Origin of the sequence: Pseudoalteromonas phenolica (assembly GCF_001444405.1) — a bacterium.
GTDB lineage: Bacteria > Pseudomonadota > Gammaproteobacteria > Enterobacterales > Alteromonadaceae > Pseudoalteromonas > Pseudoalteromonas phenolica.
Genome location: NZ_CP013187.1, coordinates 714,274 through 732,321 on the forward strand (window position 1 = coordinate 714,274; position 18,048 = coordinate 732,321).

Below are 18,048 nucleotides of genomic sequence, written 5' to 3' on the forward strand. Positions count from 1 at the left end.
AGCATGATAAAACGAACTCAGACGCAGCAGTTTTCTGCGTCTGCTATCAGCAAACTAGGCAATTTAGGGTTTGGTGTTGGACTGCGAAGTCAGCATTACCCTTATATTATGTCTCATCTAGATCAAGGCACGCCACTTGGTGTGGATTGGTTTGAAATCATCAGTGAAAACTATATTGATAATCACGGTTACGGTCGGTATGTGCTCGATCTGTTAAAGGAGCAATATCCATTGGTAATGCATGGTGTATCAATGAATATTGGTAGTAGTGATCCACTTAATTTCGAATACCTGAGTAAGTTAAAAACTTTGGGTGAGTTTGTGAAGCCGCAACTTATTTCAGATCACTTATGCTGGACAGGTCTTGCGGGGTTAAATAGCCACGATTTGTTGCCTATGCCGTTAAACGACGAAAGTTTGCACCACGTTATTCGCCGCATTGATCAAGTTCAAGACTTTTTAGAGCGGCCTTTAATACTCGAAAACCCTTCAACTTACCTTGAGTTTCAGCATTCAACATTGACCGAAAGTGAGTTTTTTTGCGAGTTGGTTAAAGCTACTGGTTGTGGCATGTTGTTGGATGTAAACAATGTTTTTGTGAGCAGCTTTAATCATGGTTTTAATGCCGAGCAATTTATACATGAGTTACCACATGAACACATTGTGCAGATCCACCTTGCAGGTCCCAGTGATTGCGGTGACTGCTTGATTGATACGCATGACCAACCCGTTCCAGAAAAAGTTTGGCAGTTATATCAATTAGCACAAAGCTTAACTGGTGGGGCGTCGACGCTACTTGAATGGGATGCCAATATTCCAAGCTTCCCTGAGCTTGTTGAAGAACTAAATAAAGCGAAGTTAGTACTTGAAGGTCACATTCCTCAGCAAGATACAGTATCTAAGACAAATGCCATTTCGACCCCGATTGTTAACGAGCGAGCAGAGTTATTGTAATGAAAGTACCCGATTTAACACAAACTCAGCAATGGCTTAGCACTGTCTTAATGGTTCGGGGCGACCTGCCTCAAAAGCTGAATAAAGCAGCTGCCAATGGCTTAACTTTGCATGAGTGCGTCAAAAGTAGCGAATCACTCAACGCCATGAGAAGAGTTGATATTTATGCTGCAGGCTATGTGATGCGCTTGGTTGAATGTCTTCGGGGGGAGTTTGCGTTGCTTTGTCGATTTATGGGAGATGAAGTGTTCGATACGTTTGCCAAAGCATTTATTGTTACCTTGCCCTCAGAATCTTGGACGCTTCATCAGCTTGGTGCGCGTTTTTCTGATTTCTTAGCCCACACTAAGCCGGAAGGTGATTTTAATGCCCATCAACAAGCGATGTTTAGTGTGCCATCAGAGCTGGCTAAGTTTGAAAGAGCAAAAGCATTAGCGCTGCTAAAACCCGGGCCTGAAACTGAGTATCAAAGTGAGGCAATCAGTGAACTTGAGTTACTTTGTGGTATTGCAGAAGAGCGCATTTTAGCTGTTCCTGAATCTGTTCAGCTTATTCATACTGAGTACTCTATATTGCCGCTTGTCTCGCAGCTTGAGCAAGCAGAGCCGTGGACCTTACCTGCAGCAGAGTCGGTAAATATAGCGATATCTCGACAGCAATATCGGCTAAAAGTCACAACCTTAAACGACTGGCAAACAGACTTATTACTGCATTTTCAAGCGCAGCCGTTATGTTACCGTGATGCGGTAACGCATTGTGCTGAGCGAATGAATATAGCGCCACAAACTTTGAAGTCTCAGTTGGCTATTTGGCTGCCAAGTGCCGTTAATATCGGGCTATTTTCGTTTCAAAATAACCGTTAAGAGTTTGCTCTAACTCGCTATTAAACCTGTTATTTTTGTGACAGGTTTGACTAAGCGTTTGCAGCTATTAAAAGTCGCCTAATTTTAAACTGGAAGTCATAGCGCTGAGTCTACGACTTCCAGAAAGTGACACTTAAGTACGGCATATAAGAGGTTTTACACCTTCTAATTTTTCGTAATGCTCAAAGCCATGGTCTCAGCTATCCAAGCAGTCATCGCATTGATATTAATATAGTATTCTTGCCAACCATATTTTCCCTCTCTCTTATGAGTTTGCACACCCGGGTAATCTCCTCCTGAGCTGATCCCCGCAACGAAATAGCCATTTGGAAGCTTAATAAGGGCAGGGCTGCCACTATCTCCGGGGCCATTAATGCCCTCAAGGGGTAATGCGTTTTTGCTATCTGGCGCATCAAAATTAAAAATCAGATAGTTGCCGTTGATGGCGTCTATTTTATTGTGCGCGACACGCAGTTGCCTGTCGTTCACTCGCTCTTTGCGAGAGACGCCTTCCAAACCGTTACCAAAGTCACCCCAGCCCATTACTTCTATGGTTTGGTTCACATTGACTTTTTGCTCAAGCAAAGGGAAGGTTTGAACGCCTTTGAGAGGATGTGAAAGTCTTAATAAAGCGATATCAAATGACGCGTCTTTAACCTTGTCTTCAATATCAATGATTTTGCCTTGCTCATTTTTTATCGCTTTCATATAGCCATATTCAGGTGGTAAATGAATCGAGTGAACTTTAGCTTTGTTACCTGCTATTTCTAGCTGACTGTCAGGCTCTAATAAAATAGTGCAATGCGCAGCGGTAATAGCCCATTGCGGAGTCAGCAAAGTACCCACACAGTTTTTAGTTTTGCCATCATCTTTCAAAGGGAAAATAGCGGGGTAATCGGCTGCTTGTTGAATGTATTTACCGTCACTCACATCATGTCGAATTATCATGGCATTGGCGTGCAGGCTGGCTGTGATTAAACCCCCGAGGATTAACTTGCTTATTAAGTTCATGTTTCTTCCTTACTATTCATGTTTAGAGTATTGAAATAGCAAGGTGTGTTCCCAAATTTAAGTTTATGATATTTATGTTTTTTAATTTTTCCGAGCGATTTTTAGCAGTGTGCATTTACGGTTTCGTAAAGGCTTTTTTGATTTCGAAAAAAGGCCGGTGCTTATAAGAAGTTGAGGCTTGGTTTGTACGCGCGGGTTTATCCCGCGCAGAAGCGAGAAGCGTGACATAAAGTCTGCGTCTACCAAGAGAGATTAGAGGTGTGGTTTGTACGCGCGGGTTTACCCCGCGCAAATTAGCTTAAAACGATAGAGCTGTGTTGTCATATATCTATTTGGCTTAATGGAGTGTCAACTGCTTTTAAAATGGCTCATTTTGCCTTGCGCAAAAGTAACCTTGCTTCGCTCGCAGTCATAAACCCTTTGCACCTTCTAGCTAGATGCAGGCTCAGCAGTTTTAAAATGGCTCATTTTGCCTTGCGCAAAAGTAACCTTGCTTCGCTCGCAGTCATAAACCCTTTGCACCTTCTAGCTAGATGCAGGCTCAGCAGTTTTTAAAATGGCTCATTTCACCTTGCGCAAAAGTAACCTTGCTTCGCAACGTGTATTTTGCACTTTGTACTGGTACGATGAGTTTTTTACTCTAAAACAAATAACCATAAAAAAGGCAACATCATGCAGGAATTTTTTGAGAAGTTCGCAATCAACACTAAGGTCAATGTGGTGTGGGGGGAAATGGATGCGCTGGGGCATGTGAACAATGTGTCGTATTTTCGCTATTTTGAAACCGCGCGAATCGACTTTTTACAACAAACTGGTTTGTTATCTATTTTGTCTGAGCCGACGCATAGCCCTGTATTACGCGACACTTATGCGCAATATAAACGACCTGTGACCTTTCCTGACACCTTGTATATTGGTTCATACATTACAGACATAAAAGAAGATCGTTTTACTATGCGTTATGAGGCGTTTAGCGAGTCGCAGCAAGCAATCTGTACAACAGGTTATGCAAATGTGGTGATGTTTAATATGAAAACAGGCCAAAAGTCGCCAATTCCAGAGAATATGTTGGCCATACTTAAGCAGTATGAGATGGATGTTACTCAATAGGTTTTATTGGTAGAGGAGGGGGGGGACCCATTGAGTTATGCTTTTTAGGTATTCTTATTCTCCTTGCTGAGGCAGAGTCGTTTCGTTTTGGGTTCATTAAGTGAAAATAACTTAAGTGAGATTGCGCAAAAATTTTTGAAGCAAAATTGGCGTGGTATTACATCCATGTAGAACTGTGTCAGTTGCTTTTAAAATTACTCATTTCACATTGCGCAAAGAGAATGTACTCGCTGCGCTCACAGTCATAAACCCTTTGCACCTTCTAGCTAGATGCAGGCTCAGCAGTTTTTAAAATAGCTCATTTCACCTTGCGCAAAAGTAACCTTGCTACGCAACGTGTATTTTGCACTTGGTTCCACCGCATTTAGTCGAGGGAGTGCCGCCTTTACGCTATGATCTTGGCACCACGAAGTTAGTTATATTTTCAATGTCAAAGTTATCCGAGAAGCAGAACATTAAAGCCATTGTGAGTGCGATTAAAGCCGAGGAGCAATCGCTAAGAGCGCGTTTTCCTATTCTAAAAATGCAAAACAGCATCGCGATGGCAATTATGTTGCTGTCACTTTTTTTACTCATTGGCGTTGGTGCGCTTTACTACTTTGCGCTTATTCCTGCATGGTTGTGTATTATTTTAGCTGCCTTCATCACGTCTATTTCCCATGAGTTAGAGCATGATCTAATTCACAAACAGTATTTTAGTAATCGGCCATTTATACATAATTTTATGATGTTAACGGTGTGGTTGATGCGTCCTAATACGGTAAATCCTTGGTATCGCAGGCAAATACATCTGCACCATCACAAAGTGTCTGGCACAGAGCAAGATTTAGAAGAGCGCTTAGTCGGTAATGGTATTAAGTCGCCATTTTTAAGAGCGGTGGTGATCATGGACGGGTTGCTCGGTCTACTGATTAACTCTAAGCGTTTTAGCAAAGAGATAAAAGGTTTTAAGTTTTTGCAGGTGTTTAATGCCGGTTTTCCAATCACCTCGGCTTATTTTGCGATTTTATATGGCGTGATTGCTTATCATGTAGTGCAGTTTATTCAGCCGTTTGAATTGCCTCCTTGGGGGACGGATGTTGTTGCGGTGGCCGAGTTTTTAATGGTGGTGCTGATTGTACCGAACATGATCCGCTCAACGTCACTCAACTTTGTGACTTCTTCAATGCATTACTATGGTGGTGTGACTAACCTGCTAGAGCAAACGCATGTGATCAGCAGTCGCTGGTTTTTGCCTTTCCAGCTTTTCTGTTTTGACTTTGGTCGTACACATACCATTCATCATTTTGTACCGAATCAACCTTTTTATATTCGCCAGTTAATCAGCAAGAAGATACAGCTGGTTATGGCTGAGCATGGTGTGCGCTTTAATGATTTGCATAGTTTAAAGCATGCTAACCGGTATTTAGAAAAGGATGAGTAGGGTGGTTGATGATTACGTAAGCTGCTTAACTTGTGTAACGTTATTCAAGCGCGACATAAAGTCGGCGCTTACAGGGAGTTGAGGTACGATTTGTAGGCGCGGGTTTATCCCGCGCAGAATTATAGTTCAGAGCTGTCGTGAATTTAACCTGAGTCCGTTTCGGCCATCCAAGACCTCACGCTCAACGCTAGTCTTGCTGCGCGCACTGTAAATGAAAAGTTTAAGAGCAGTGCTGTATTACATCCATGTAGCTACGCCCATCGGGTATCCATCCCCTCACTTCCTCGTGCTGCGAAACTTCGTTTCGTTCACTCGTCACCCTTGCGCAAAATAACCTTGCTTCGATTAGAATAGCCCGGCGGTTGCTAAACTTGCTTGCTTCACCTTGCGCAAAATAACCTTGCTTCGCAACGTGTATTTTGCACTTTAATGCACAGTGATTGGTAGGTCGTTTACTACTAAAGATTTGCCGTTTTGTTTGGCGCGTACAAAGCTCGAGATTAAAACGTCATTCGACAAAGTGTTAATGTCTGCAACTTCTTCAACCATGCAGAAAGAGATTGAATCCCAGCCTAAATTTTTAATGAAATTTTCAAGCTCATGGATGTTGTCTTGATAGTTTTCATCTGTAGTTAGTAAGCCTATTGAGTGCTTATTACCCAGTTTGTATTTACTGTTATTAGCAGTTGCACATTTAGCGTATCCGCTTAAAACATAGATTGTATTTTCGCTTTTATTCATTGTAGTGTCGTGCGTAAGTGAGTAAGAGGGATTTATATATGCATTTTTCAAACCAGTTCTAATGGTTATTGAATTGAGTGTATATTTATTCAAAGATAGAAGGTTGACGAGAATGAGTTGAAAAATTAAGGTGCGGCGTCAATTTTTTGTAAGAGTTACTTTATATAGGTTTATATAAAACGGTTTTTAGTTTTTGATATTAATAATAAAATTTTTTGTCAGGTTAATTTCAATTACAAGTCAGGACGACGTCATGTAATTATTTCTTAGTCTTTTAAAGTTGGGCTTCGGTAATGCACTTACAAGTGCGCTGAGTTATAAATTTAAGATTGGGAACATTGATTTGAAAGTAATTATTTTTAAATATAAAAAATCGTTTTTGGCTATTTGCGCCTTAATTATCTTGATAGCTGGATTTTATATTGATGCAGTTGCAGGCATCATTACCAAACCCATCAGTTATGCGGCTCCACCACCTTTTGTTGAGCAATATAAAGAGCTTATTCAATATTCTGAACCAGAAATGATTATTCAAACTGTTGATATGTCTGAATTGGGTCGTGATTTATCTGAACATAAAAAGTGGATAGAAGGTTTTTCATATGAAGAAGTTTTGGTTTACAAATCAATAATGCTTAGTGAGTCACCCAGCGAGCTTTGGCAGTTATTTACTCACCCAGAGCTCGATCAAAGAATAAAAATAGCATCAGCCTTAGCAGCGGTTAATATTAAGTATACCCATAATGAAGAAAGCGGTTTTTCAGAGAAAAGAAATCAGTTCTGGCTTGATTCCATTGCACATATGCCAGACATCAGGAATGCTTTGTCAGAAGCTTTAATTGAAAGTGCACGTTCAGGAGAATATAACCGTATTCCTTACACTTTAGCCTGGTTACCTGAGCAGGGCGCAGAAACAGTCGAGTTATTTCTATGGGCTGCAAGACACCACCCTGACCATAATGTAAGAAGGTCTTGTATGTATTATGTCACGATACTATCTAAAGATAAGAAGATGGTTGAAACGTTGCTGACTGATGCTAAGCGTGACCCCTCATATGGAATGCGAACTTTAGCTTTAAACTTAAGATATCGACAACTAGTAGGCACTTTGCCAAACGTTCACTGAGAAATCTAAGGTATTAGAATACCTTAATTTAGAGCCTGATTATTGCTTTCGGGCTTTCCAAGTCCCACCATATTGATATGTTTCACAGTACTGTTGCTTAATGACGAGTAAGCAAGGGCCGCAGACAAATTGCCATTCAGTGTTGCCGTTATAGCGGCACCGGTACATAACTGACTTGCTTTGTTGGCATTGTGCGCAGAGTTTGTGGCGTATTCTCATTAATCTCATCCTCTTGATTAATCTTTTGATACGAAATGTAAGGTCGTTCGATCAAAATTAAAAATCGCAGAACTATGATCTCTCCCCCATTATGGGAGCGCCTTTGTTTAGTTTATGTAGAGGTAATTTATCTTATTCTTTGGTATTACTGAGTCGATTTTGGTGCGAAAGCAATACACTATATTGCTGTAAATATACTCTCAAATGGTCTAGAAATGTGTCCCGAAATTGACACACTGCACATGTTTTATGTTCCGATTTGGCGACATTAATAATAGCGGGAAGATTAGGTTTTATCTTAACTTGTTGATAAATAAAGGGTAAAATTTTGGTCTGATACTTGTTAATTGATTACTACGAATTCAATAATAATCGAGAATTAATATGAACAAGTTCATCCTTTCTAGCTTAGTAAGCAGTGTAATGTTTTTGAGTAGTCAATCAGCAATGGCTGAGCAGGATTCAAGAGTAGAAACATTAAAATCCTATTTTAAACAGTGCCATAAGGCGCAACTTTGTAATGGTAGTTTCTTGGTGGCCGAAGACGGAAAAGTGTTATATCACCAAGCTATGGGTGTTAATCATAAAGGTGATACGCCGCTTTTAACTTCACACCAATTTGATATTGGCTCAATTTCGAAGCAGTTTACAGCGGTCGCAATTATGATGCTTCAAGAACAGGGCAAACTTAATTTTGAAGATAAAGTGATTCAGCATATCCCTGATTTTCCGTATGAGCAGATCACCATCAAACACCTGCTTAATCATACATCTGGTATTGCTGATATGATGCCATATTTAACAAGTTTGTACCGTCAGGGGAAAGTCACAGCTAGTCTTGACCAAAACACCGTGCTAGATGCATTAATTGACCAAGCCCCAGAGGCGATGTTTCAGCCAGGCGCACAGTGGCGTTACAGTAATACGGGATATGTCGTGCTAGCGATTTTGGTGTCCAAGATCTCAAAGCAAAGTTATGGCGAGTTTTTGCAAAGCAACATTTTTACACCTCTGAAAATGACGCAGTCATTAAGCCGTACAAGCAAAACTGAACATAGATTAACTGAGCGCGCATACGGTTTTCGTCAGCAAATTAATGGCACTCAACGTACATTTGACCAAATTCCATTTTTTGATATCGAAGGAATGGGAGGGATCTATTCAACAACCAGCGATCTTTATACTTGGGATCAAGCGCTACATAGTCATAAGCTTTTAAGCCCAAAGACGTGGCAAGCAGCCACACAAGTGACTAAAACAACAGATGGCAAAACCAAAGAATATGGCTTTGGATTTATGCTAAAAGCGGATGCTTTTAATCAGCAAAAAGTGGGGCACAGTGGTCATTGGCGTGCATTTAAATCGATTTATACACGTCAAATTGAAGATAATCGCACAATTATTTTACTGACGAATAATGGGCAAGATGACAGTGTAGATGCCAATGAAAAAGCTGTTGATGCGATTTTGGCAGGTCAGACATATGAATTTATTCAGCAGCCTATATCACAAGTACTTTATGACGTGTTTAAGCAAGATGTCAGCAAAGCTATAAGTGCCTATCACCAATTAAAGGCAGATCAAGCAGCAGGGTATGATTTCTCTGAAGGTCAATTAAATGACCTAGGTTATGTATTGTTACAAGAAGAGCATGTTCAAGCTGCAATTGCAGCTTTTGAATTAAACGTTGAAGCTTTTCCTAAGTCGCCAAATGCATTAGATAGCCTGGCTGAAGCGTTAATTTCAAATGGTCAAAATAGGGCTGCGACTAAACGTTTAAAGCAAGCATTGGAAATAGACCCAAACTTTGCTTCAGCTAAGCAGCAATTAGCAAAGTTGAATGGTTCGAAGTTATAAGGGGCAAATCATTTTACTTATTTAGGGCTCAGATTAATGACTTCTTAGTCATTAAAAGGCCGTAACATGTATATGGTCTTCTAGTTTGTAAGCCTGGTTTGAAGTCATGGGTTTACCCCGCGAAAATAAGTTTGAAATGAAGGTTGGTGTTGTATTGCATTTATGTAGCCTGAGCATGTCTTGGCACTTTGTAAAACTGCTTAATTCATCTTGCGTAAAGAGAATGTACTCGTTGCGCTCGAAGCCATAAACCTTTTGCACTGGCAATGTGTATTTTGCGCACGTTAACACTTGTACCTAAGTTGGTTAGGCTGTTATATTTTCGCGCGTAAATCATTGCTATTTATCAATTAATAACGACAGATGGTTTTGGTCTTTTGTATCAGCATAGCGCCTATTGTGTGAACACTTGTTATGCCTATGTACCTCGGTAATATTTATAAGGAAGAAAGGACGCATGAAAAAATTGCTTTCGACTATCAGTCTATGCCTACTCTCTACAACTGCTCATGCAGAATATGATAGGTATTGGCTGGAAATAAGTGAAGGGCTCCAATATGGTAGTTCGTTTAAATTTAAAGTCAGAGACAATGATTCAGGCTGGGCATTTGTTCATTCTAAATACACAGAAGAAGAGTTTTTTGGGACCACAAATCTTAATAGAGTAACAAAAGCACGCCATGATGCTGAGTTTAAAGTGTACGGTGTCACTCGATTTGTTTCTATGCCATTCAGCTGGGGTTATGTCGATGCCGGTGCTGGCTTGGGCTATGGTAAAGGCACGTGGTCTGAAAACTGTGAACACTATCAAAATGGCTTTTTAGGCACTAGTGATATTTGTGATTTGAAAGATGGCACAAGTATAGGTATTCCAGTACATGTGTCTGCCTCATGGGGTAAGTTTATCGGAATTGGCGTAAATTTTGACGTATTTCTATCGCTAGAACGAGATACGACAGCTCAAGTGGGGTTTGTTATTCCTTTTGGTTTATTTACAAAGTAACTCAGAGCAATCATGAGTTAGCTTGGCTATGATTTTTCGTTATAATACGCATTATTCTAAGAGTTAATTTTAAGTTGTTAATCGAGATAATATGGCCAGTACAGCACATGCATTACACATTTTGGTAAAGCATAAAGAGCAAGCAGAAGACATTCTTAAGCAATTAAAGAAAGGCGCTAAGTTTCAAACTTTAGCAAAGAAGTATTCTAACTGTCCGACTGGTAAAAAGGGCGGTGATTTAGGAGAGTTTAGACGCGGAACTATGGTGCCACAATTTGATAAAGTCTGCTTTTCTTGTGAAGTATTAACGCCGCAGTTGGTTAAAACTAAGTTTGGTTGGCACGTGATTAAAGTGCTTTATCGTACTTGAACATTAAAGGTGGGGGAGCTTTTATTCTCTCCCTCCATTATGGCTTCTGGCAGAACAATAAACTCTGATTCTAACTCATCAGTATTTATAAGCTTTACTGTTTATTTCTTCATTTTTAATATATTTCGATTGTAAAAGAGCTAGTTTGTTTACCGCGCTGAAATAACATCAAAACATTTTTTCTTACCACCTTTCTTTCTACATAACCAATTTTAAGCTGGCCTTACCAAATAAGCTGATGGCGTAAAGGTTGGAAAATTATGAAGAAAACTAGCACTGTTCCTTGATCGATTGCTTTATAAAATCGAGAAACTCAGTGACTTTTGCAAGTTGATATTTTTTACCTGAGTAATAAGCGTATAAAACGAGATCTTCTGGCTGAAAGGGTAATTCAATTTCAAGTAACTCACCGGACTGTAACTCTTCTCGACATGCAGTTAAAGGTAAGATAGCAAAGCCAAGTGCATTTAATGCAGCTGCTTTTGCTAGTTGCCCGCTATTTACTTTATAAGCTGATGTAACGTTAATGCATTCACCATTTTTAAAGCGCCATGGCATGCCCTGCAATACTGATAGGCTCGTTATGCAAGGCACTCTAGCTAACGCTTTGAGTGAGCGTGGTTTGTTATAGTGTTGTAATAATTTAGGCGCGGCTACAACGCAGCTAGGTAAGCGTAATATTTCTTTTGCAACCCAACCTGAGTCTTCAAGGGCACCACGAGCAAATTTAAATACAATATCAAACCCTTCAAGTATGCCTTCAGCGGGATTGAGATGCGTGTCATAACTTAGGTGGATTCTAGGGTGGAGAGCGCAAAACTGAGCCGTTGCGTCGGCTAAAAATGGTAGGTCAGGTGCAATTATTTTTAAATGGCCCGCAATGCTGTCTCCTTGACGTTGCACCTCTTGAAGCGTATCAGCCATCGCGATAAGTAGCGGAGAAAGGCCATGATAAAGATGTTCACCAGCTGTTGATACAGCCATTTTCCTCGTTGTTCTTTCAAATAAGCGAACGTTTAGCGCTTGTTCTAATAAAGCCACATGCCGACTAATGTTAGATGTTGGTTGTTGCAGTTGTTCTGCCGCGAGTTTGAAACTACCAGCTTCGTAGACACCTTTAAAGCTTAATAACCATTTGAGCTCAATGTTTTCCAATAAGATTATCTCATATTTTGGGATTTATAAGCCAAACTTAGCATGTTTATCCTTGTTGGTGAATCTGAGAAGGTATGCCTACATCGTATAAAAAGGAAAACATATGAAAACGATAAATCATATTGCAGTTATAGGTGGAGGAGTTTCGGGTTTAGCTTTAGCAATATTTGCAAGAAAGCAAGGGATCAAAGTCACGATATTTGAAAAACAATCGACATTTTCAACAATCGGAGCAGGTGTTACTTTATGGCCAAATGGAAGCTTTGTACTAGAGAAATTGTGTGGTCTTAGTAAATTTACCAAATATGCAGGCAAACCATCTTTAATTAGGCAATTAGATGGGCATGATAAGGTGGTCAGTGAGTTTGATATTTCAAAGTTAAACTCTCTTTGTGGTTTGCCTACATTCAGTATACTTAGGCGAGATCTTATCTATGTTCTTGTACAAGAGTTAAAGGCGCTTAAAGCTAGGGTTTATTTTGGTCGTAAAGTTGGTATTGATGATGTTTTAAAGTTACAGGACCAATTTGATTTAGTGGTTGGCTGCGAAGGCCGAATGAGCTCGCCAGTTCGAGAAGTGCTTTATCAGCGTACGGTAACGCCAAAGTATCAGGGCTTTATAAACATTATCGGCATTAGCCAGTGCAGACTTTCTCAAGGGCACGATATTATTCAGGATTATCGAAGCTGCAATAACCGCTTTGGTATAGTGCCGATAAATAAACAGCTTTGTTATTGGGCTGCCGCATGGCCTTGTGAAATGGATAGAGCACGAGCGGAGAGTAGCTGGCAAAAGGAGATGCATCAACGTTTTAATCAATGGCCCAAAAATGTTCAACAGGCGCTCAACTATAGTGAAGCAGGTAGTGTGAAGCATATTTTTGTACATGATATGGACTCTCAGCCGTTTTGGCATTATAAGAACTTAATTATGATAGGTGATGCAGCCCATGCGGCCTTGCCAACTTCTGGTCAAGGAGCTTGCCAAGCACTTGAAGATGCTTGGCATTTATCTCAAGTACTAAAAAGTGACAAAGCGCTAGATGAAGTGCTCAAAGACTTTTATAACTTAAGGATATCTAAAGTAAGTCATGCTCAAAATATTGGTAAGCAGGTTGCGCGGCAGATATTCTTTAACAAAGAAAGTGTTAAAAGCTCAGGAATAGGGGTTTCTGCAACTCAATTAAGTGAGCTATATATGCAGGGGTTAGGTTAAGTGCGCTTTACGGTGTTGTTTTACATCTATGTAGCTAGATACAGTGTCAGCAGCCTTTAAGGCTACTCATTTACTGTTGCGCAAAATAACCTTGCTTTGCAAAGTGTATTTTGCACGATTTGGCCTCACGCTCAACGCTAGTCTTGCTGCGCGCACTGTAAATGAAAAGGTTAAGAGCAGTGCTGAATTACATCCATGTAGCTACGCCCATCGGGTATTCATACCCTCACCTCCTCATGCTGCGAAACTTCGTATGATTTCAGGCTTCCTGCCTTTCATCCTCTGGACCTGCTTCGCAGTTCAAAAATGTTCCATACATTTTTGTGGTCGCTCGTCACCCTTGCGCAAAATAACCTTGCTTCGGAGGAGTTAACTGTAGCGTTATTTAAAATTGGTTATTTCACCTTGCGCAAAATAACCTTGCTTCGGAGGAGTTAACCGTAGCGTTATTTAAAATTGCTTAGTTCACGTTGCGCAAAAGTAATCTTGCTCCGCAAGATGTATATCTTATCGCTTGTTAAAATTGGTTATTTCACCTTGCGCAAAATAACCTTGCTTCGCAACGTATATTTTGCACTTTTAAACCTTTCCTTCATGGGTTGCGTCTTATTGGTTAAGACAGGTGATTAAGAGAAAGGAAATACCATGAATTTAGTTAAACCAACTTTATTATTCGCGCTTTGTGCACTGACTTCTGCAAGTGTATTTGCCCATAACGGTCAACGTTACACTGAAACTGTGGAGAAGACGTTCTCAGCAGATGCTGGCACGCAATTACAAATCGAAAATACCAATGGCAAAGTAGAAATTGAAGCTTGGGGCAAGGACGAAGTGCTTGTAACCGCAACTATCTACAGTAAAGATAAAGAGGGCAGGGAAAGGGTTGAGGTAGAGCTATCACAAAGAGGCAACACCATCGATATTGAAACGCACTTTGCTAAGCAGTTTGGCTGGAATAATAGTGGTTATGCCAAAGTAGATTATTTTATTAATGTGCCTGCGCACATTGAGTTAGATGATGTGGAGCTAAATAACGGTTCGTTATCTATCAAAGGTGTAACGGGGGCTGTTAACGCATCTTTAAATAACGGCAGTATGGTGGCGACAGGGCTTGCTGGTAATACCCGTGTAGAGAACAATAACGGGTCAGTTAAATTATCGTTCAGTGATGTGTTAACTGACCTGTCTGATGTGGATGTTGAATCGCAAAACGGGTCGATTACGGTTTATTTCCCTGATTCGATTGATGCAAGCATTAAAGCAAAATCGAATAATGGTTCAATTAGTAATAACTTTGGTTTAGAGGTAGATAAAAGCCGTTCAAACCGCAAAACGCTGTCTGGTGAAATAGGTTCTGGCAAAGCCAAAGTTACACTGTCGAGCAATAACGGCTCTATTCGTATTAAAAATCTTTAATAGGGTAACGAGCGAGAAGGAAAGGTCAGTGACATAATTCACTGACCTTTTTGGTTTTAAAAGCGGATTAATCTTATCGAAACTGGTTTAAAATTAAGTTACAGCGGTGAGGATCTCTTCTGGTTTTCCGTCTCTAATAATCTTGCCATCTTTAATTTCAATAATGCGATCCATCATTGTGAGCACATCATAGGAATGGGCAATTGAAATAACCGTTTTTCCTTTCATAAGTGTCTTTAAAGAATGAATAAAGTCGGCTTTTAGGGCAGGATCCAAAGCACTATTTGCTTCATCTAACAAGAGCAGTTTTTTATCTCTTAAAATGGCTCTGGCAAGTGCTAAACGCTGTCGTTGGCCTCCTGATAATTGTCCGCCATTTTCTCCAATAAAAGCATCGAGTCCTTGTCGACCTTGTGCATCTTGGTATTGCAATACAAAGTCCAATGCATTGGCTTTTTCAAGTGCTAGGTATACATCTGCTTTTTTAATGTGATTTAAGCCAAATACAACGTTGTTGTAGATGCTTTGATTAAATAGCCCGATGTCTTGATTGAGAAAGCTAATCTCACCACAGATATTGCCAGTTTCATAGTCTTCAATATTTTTGCCATCGATATAAATTGCGCCTTTTTCAATTTCGTCGATACCGGTGAGCATATTAAGTAATGATGATTTGCCTGCACCAGATGGGCCTATGATCCCCACTTTTTCTCCAGGTTTTATTTTTAAAGAGAAGTTGCTGAATAAAGGCGCTTTATTTTCATAGCCAAACTCTACATTCTTAAACGTAATTTTGCCTCGGCTGATACGGAAAGTACCCTCTTCTTCATCATGTTCAACCTCTTCGAGGAAATCATTGATGACATTTCTTCCAACTGATATTTGGCCCCAAGACACGAAGAAAGCATCAAACTCTTCTAGGCACCATTCAGAGAGAGAAATCACACGATAAACGAGTGCTAAAACCATTGAAAACTCACCAATAGTGAGACTGTTATTCGTCCAGAGTTTTAAACACAGTATGCCAGTGCCAACAATTAATACGCCATTGAGCAGACCCACCATAGAGGCAAAACTTGAGAATACGCGAAACTCTTTTGCCACCACTCTGCGATGTCTGTTCGCCCATTTTTCAGCAAATTTTTGTTCGAATTGCGAGTTAGAGAGCATTTTAACGGTGCGGATCCGAGCAAAGCGCTCAGTAAATTTTCCAGTGATCTCCGCACAGCTTTGTGCTTCTAAGCGGTTGGTGACTCTTGCATTTGGGATCCATCGGCCAACTAATAGGGCGATAAATATGCTTGTCCAAGCGATAAAAGGGATGACAAGCCAACCATCAATATTACCAATATACAGCAGTAATGCCCCCAAAAAGGCCAGTAAAAAACCTGCGACACCACAAAACTGCAACACAGTGTCAATAATGGCTTCAGAGGTATCGACAATGACAATGGCCGTTTCGCCTGGGTCATCTTCTTCGTGATAGCTCGCAGGAGAGGCAATTAAAGTTCTGTACAGCTTTATAAGGGTATTCTTTTGTAAATTAGGACCGAGTAGTTGCTGAAAAATAAGGTTTTTTAACAGCGTGATTAGAGGAATAATAACGGCAATGGTGAAGGCCACCAGTGTGAGTTCAAGTCCTTTCTCATTCAACTGAGTACGATCATGCGTCATGTCTAGCCAATCAATAAGATCGCCTAAAAAATCGAACGTCACAATCTGTAATACGCCACCGAAAAGAGCAATACAGAAGGCGATGATTATCCACCCAGAAAATTCTTTAGTGCACTGACGAATAAAGGCAAAGTTATGCGCGGTCTCACGTAGCTGACTGTTAAAGGAGTCTTTCTGGCCTAGTTTTTCAAATAGTTTAAATAGTGCTTTCATCGAATTGAGTGATACCTAACAGTGAAATAGCGCACTTGAGGTAAATGCTTAAGGGTTAAATGAGTAAAGCCACTGAGATGGTGTTAACCTTATTTCAGTGGCTTTAAATCGCTTATCCATACGCATTTGCGCATGGTGTTATAAACCTACAGTGCGTTTTTTAGAGATGAGATGTCTCTGGTGTATAGTCATCCCAATCGCCAGCTTCTGGCATTGATAATTGATCGACGTTTTCACATTTTACTGCTTGGTTTACGTACTCACGCATGTCTTTTGATAAGAAGAATGAGCCAAAATGCGCTTCCGGTGAGTAGTATTTGGTTTGAATATCAGCTTTATTAAATCGAGATTCAATCTCTTCGAGTGATAATGTATTAATGGTGCCGCTGCGCGTTGCCCAGATAAAAGCATGAGAGCCACCAAAGTAATCAAAGCACCCACCCATATAAATACCTGCAGGGTTATTAAAGGCCTGAGTTAAGCGCGACACCATTGATTGCATCATATAAGGTTCGAAGTAAGGTGTGCCACCTTGCGCAACTAAGATGCCATCTGACTTAAGTGCAGATAGACAGTTATTAAAAAAGCTTTGTGTGAATAACGTTTCTGAAGCGCCGCCATCTGGGTCGGCTGCATCTAGCACGATCAGATCAAAGCAGTTACTGTACTGTGGAATAATTTCCGCGCCATCGCCAATGCGCAGTTCAAATCTTGGGTCGTCAAAGGCGCCGTTATTGATTTCAGGTAAAAACTCGCGACTAAGCTCAATAATTTGTTCATCAATATCAAGCATAACGACTTTTTCTACGCCATGATGTTTTAGTATTTCGCGTGCACTGCCACCATCTCCACCGCCAACAATCAATACATTTTTCACTCTGTTATGTACCAAAGTCGGCACATGAACCATCATTTCGTGATAGATATGTTCACCGCGGGTGGTCACTTGAATACCATCATCAATACGCATCACTTTACCTAAGTGACGAGTTTCAAAGATGCTAACGTCTTGGAACTCAGTTTCTACATTTGCCAATTCTTTTTCTGAACGAAGTGCCACATGAATGCCACTTGTCATCTGTTCATAATGCCATTTAATTTTAGTCATTGCGTGCATACCCCGTGTTGTTATGCGGTTTTGAGTGTTGTATTTAGTTGCGGGTTTAAGAGTGGTTCAAACTGACCTAAGCGATTGACATTACCGCCTCGGGTTAACGTGTTTATCACCATTTTCTTAGGTTTAAAGCATTGCTCAATCACTGATAAGCAGAGTTCAGGATTTGCATCCCCACACATAAAAATATCCATGGCTGCGAAGTGATATTCAGGCCATGTGTGAATAGAAATATGGCTTTCAGCCAAAATGATCATGCCTGATACGCCACCATTGGTTTCGAATGGGTGCAAGTGTGTTTTTAAAATTGTGGCTTTGGCTGCATTAGCGCAGTCAACCATCATGTCTTCAATATGTTTTTCGCCAACAAGGTTTGACGCTTCAAAAATATCGACCGTGATGTGCTGTCCTAAAGGTTGGACAGAGTGTGATCCAAAAGGTGATTGATTCATTCTTTTACCTGCGCTCTGTTTTGAACGCAGACATTGCAGCATTGAAATGTGCAACGATTGTGGAGTCGCGTTGAGTATGAAAAAGTAAACGGTTGGAAGTTGTTTGGTGTGTGTAGTGAAAAAAGTAAGGC

16 protein-coding genes are annotated in these 18,048 nt (G+C 40.4%); 10 read left to right on the top strand and 6 right to left on the bottom strand.

The features are described from left to right. Nucleotides 1-3 precede the first annotated feature (3 nt). Both bufB and PP2015_RS03150 read left to right on the top strand, forming a co-directional pair. Nucleotides 4-954 (top strand): MNIO family bufferin maturase, encoded by a 951-nt coding sequence (bufB, locus tag PP2015_RS03145; protein WP_058028896.1) that lies wholly within the window; start codon nucleotides 4-6, stop codon nucleotides 952-954. Next, nucleotides 954-1,817, top strand: a complete 864-nt coding sequence (locus PP2015_RS03150) for an HvfC/BufC N-terminal domain-containing protein (protein ID WP_058028897.1) — start codon at nucleotides 954-956, stop codon at nucleotides 1,815-1,817. Before bufB ends, PP2015_RS03150 begins: the two co-directional genes overlap by 1 nt. 165 nt (nucleotides 1,818-1,982) lie before the next feature. Here the strand turns inward: PP2015_RS03150 and PP2015_RS03155 are convergent, their stop codons facing one another. Beyond that, the gene (locus PP2015_RS03155; protein WP_058028898.1) at nucleotides 1,983-2,828 is read right to left on the bottom strand and encodes a S1 family peptidase; all 846 of its coding nucleotides are present in this window, start codon (nucleotides 2,826-2,828) and stop codon (nucleotides 1,983-1,985) included. A gap of 672 nt (nucleotides 2,829-3,500) precedes the next feature. On the opposite strand from PP2015_RS03155, the gene PP2015_RS03160 reads away from it, so the two are divergent. Both PP2015_RS03160 and PP2015_RS03165 read left to right on the top strand, forming a co-directional pair. Beyond that, nucleotides 3,501-3,938 carry an acyl-CoA thioesterase gene (locus PP2015_RS03160; protein ID WP_058028899.1) on the top strand — a complete coding sequence of 146 codons (438 nt, stop codon included), beginning with the start codon at nucleotides 3,501-3,503 and terminating at the stop codon, nucleotides 3,936-3,938. Between the two features lie 427 nt (nucleotides 3,939-4,365). Continuing rightward, the gene (locus tag PP2015_RS03165) at nucleotides 4,366-5,361 is read left to right on the top strand and encodes a fatty acid desaturase (protein WP_058028900.1); all 996 of its coding nucleotides are present in this window, start codon (nucleotides 4,366-4,368) and stop codon (nucleotides 5,359-5,361) included. 426 nt (nucleotides 5,362-5,787) lie between these two features. Here the strand turns inward: PP2015_RS03165 and PP2015_RS03170 are convergent, their stop codons facing one another. Beyond that, entirely contained in the window at nucleotides 5,788-6,102 is a 315-nt protein-coding gene (locus PP2015_RS03170; RefSeq protein ID WP_058028901.1) for a hypothetical protein, read from the bottom strand. Between the two features lie 343 nt (nucleotides 6,103-6,445). On the opposite strand from PP2015_RS03170, the gene PP2015_RS03175 reads away from it, so the two are divergent. The 4 genes from PP2015_RS03175 to ppiC all read left to right on the top strand — a co-directional run bounded on the left by PP2015_RS03175 (nucleotide 6,446) and on the right by ppiC (nucleotide 10,677). Further along, the gene (locus PP2015_RS03175; protein WP_128724250.1) at nucleotides 6,446-7,228 is read left to right on the top strand and encodes a hypothetical protein; all 783 of its coding nucleotides are present in this window, start codon (nucleotides 6,446-6,448) and stop codon (nucleotides 7,226-7,228) included. 603 nt (nucleotides 7,229-7,831) lie between these two features. Next, the gene (locus PP2015_RS03180; protein WP_083496499.1) at nucleotides 7,832-9,304 is read left to right on the top strand and encodes a serine hydrolase domain-containing protein; all 1,473 of its coding nucleotides are present in this window, start codon (nucleotides 7,832-7,834) and stop codon (nucleotides 9,302-9,304) included. 457 nt (nucleotides 9,305-9,761) lie between these two features. Beyond that, nucleotides 9,762-10,307, top strand: coding sequence for a hypothetical protein (locus PP2015_RS03185; RefSeq protein ID WP_058028904.1), 546 nt, complete (start codon nucleotides 9,762-9,764; stop codon nucleotides 10,305-10,307). A 91-nt stretch (nucleotides 10,308-10,398) separates the two neighbouring features. Then, a complete protein-coding gene (ppiC, locus tag PP2015_RS03190; protein WP_058028905.1) occupies nucleotides 10,399-10,677 on the top strand; it encodes a peptidylprolyl isomerase PpiC in 279 nt (92 codons plus the stop codon). Between the two features lie 270 nt (nucleotides 10,678-10,947). Here the strand turns inward: ppiC and PP2015_RS03195 are convergent, their stop codons facing one another. Further along, nucleotides 10,948-11,832: a LysR family transcriptional regulator gene (locus tag PP2015_RS03195; protein ID WP_227009195.1), complete on the bottom strand. Its 885-nt coding sequence runs from the start codon at nucleotides 11,830-11,832 to the stop codon at nucleotides 10,948-10,950. 103 nt (nucleotides 11,833-11,935) lie between these two features. Here PP2015_RS03195 and PP2015_RS03200 point away from each other — a divergent pair, with 103 nt between their 5' ends. Further along, on the top strand, nucleotides 11,936-13,048 hold the full coding sequence (locus PP2015_RS03200; RefSeq protein WP_058028907.1) for an FAD-dependent oxidoreductase: 1,113 nt from the start codon (nucleotides 11,936-11,938) through the stop codon (nucleotides 13,046-13,048). A 645-nt stretch (nucleotides 13,049-13,693) separates the two neighbouring features. Continuing rightward, on the top strand, nucleotides 13,694-14,464 hold the full coding sequence (locus tag PP2015_RS03205) for a DUF4097 family beta strand repeat-containing protein (protein ID WP_058028908.1): 771 nt from the start codon (nucleotides 13,694-13,696) through the stop codon (nucleotides 14,462-14,464). Nucleotides 14,465-14,557: 93 nt separating this feature from the next. On the opposite strand, the gene PP2015_RS03210 is transcribed toward PP2015_RS03205, so the two are convergent. The 3 genes from PP2015_RS03210 to speD form a co-directional block, all read right to left on the bottom strand. Then, nucleotides 14,558-16,351: an ABC transporter ATP-binding protein gene (locus PP2015_RS03210; protein ID WP_058028909.1), complete on the bottom strand. Its 1,794-nt coding sequence runs from the start codon at nucleotides 16,349-16,351 to the stop codon at nucleotides 14,558-14,560. Between the two features lie 160 nt (nucleotides 16,352-16,511). Continuing rightward, complete coding sequence (gene speE / locus PP2015_RS03215) at nucleotides 16,512-17,459, bottom strand: polyamine aminopropyltransferase (protein ID WP_058028910.1); 948 nt, start codon at nucleotides 17,457-17,459, stop codon at nucleotides 16,512-16,514. A gap of 20 nt (nucleotides 17,460-17,479) precedes the next feature. Continuing rightward, a complete protein-coding gene (gene speD / locus PP2015_RS03220; RefSeq protein WP_058028911.1) occupies nucleotides 17,480-17,917 on the bottom strand; it encodes an adenosylmethionine decarboxylase in 438 nt (145 codons plus the stop codon). Nucleotides 17,918-18,048: the final 131 nt, after the last annotated feature.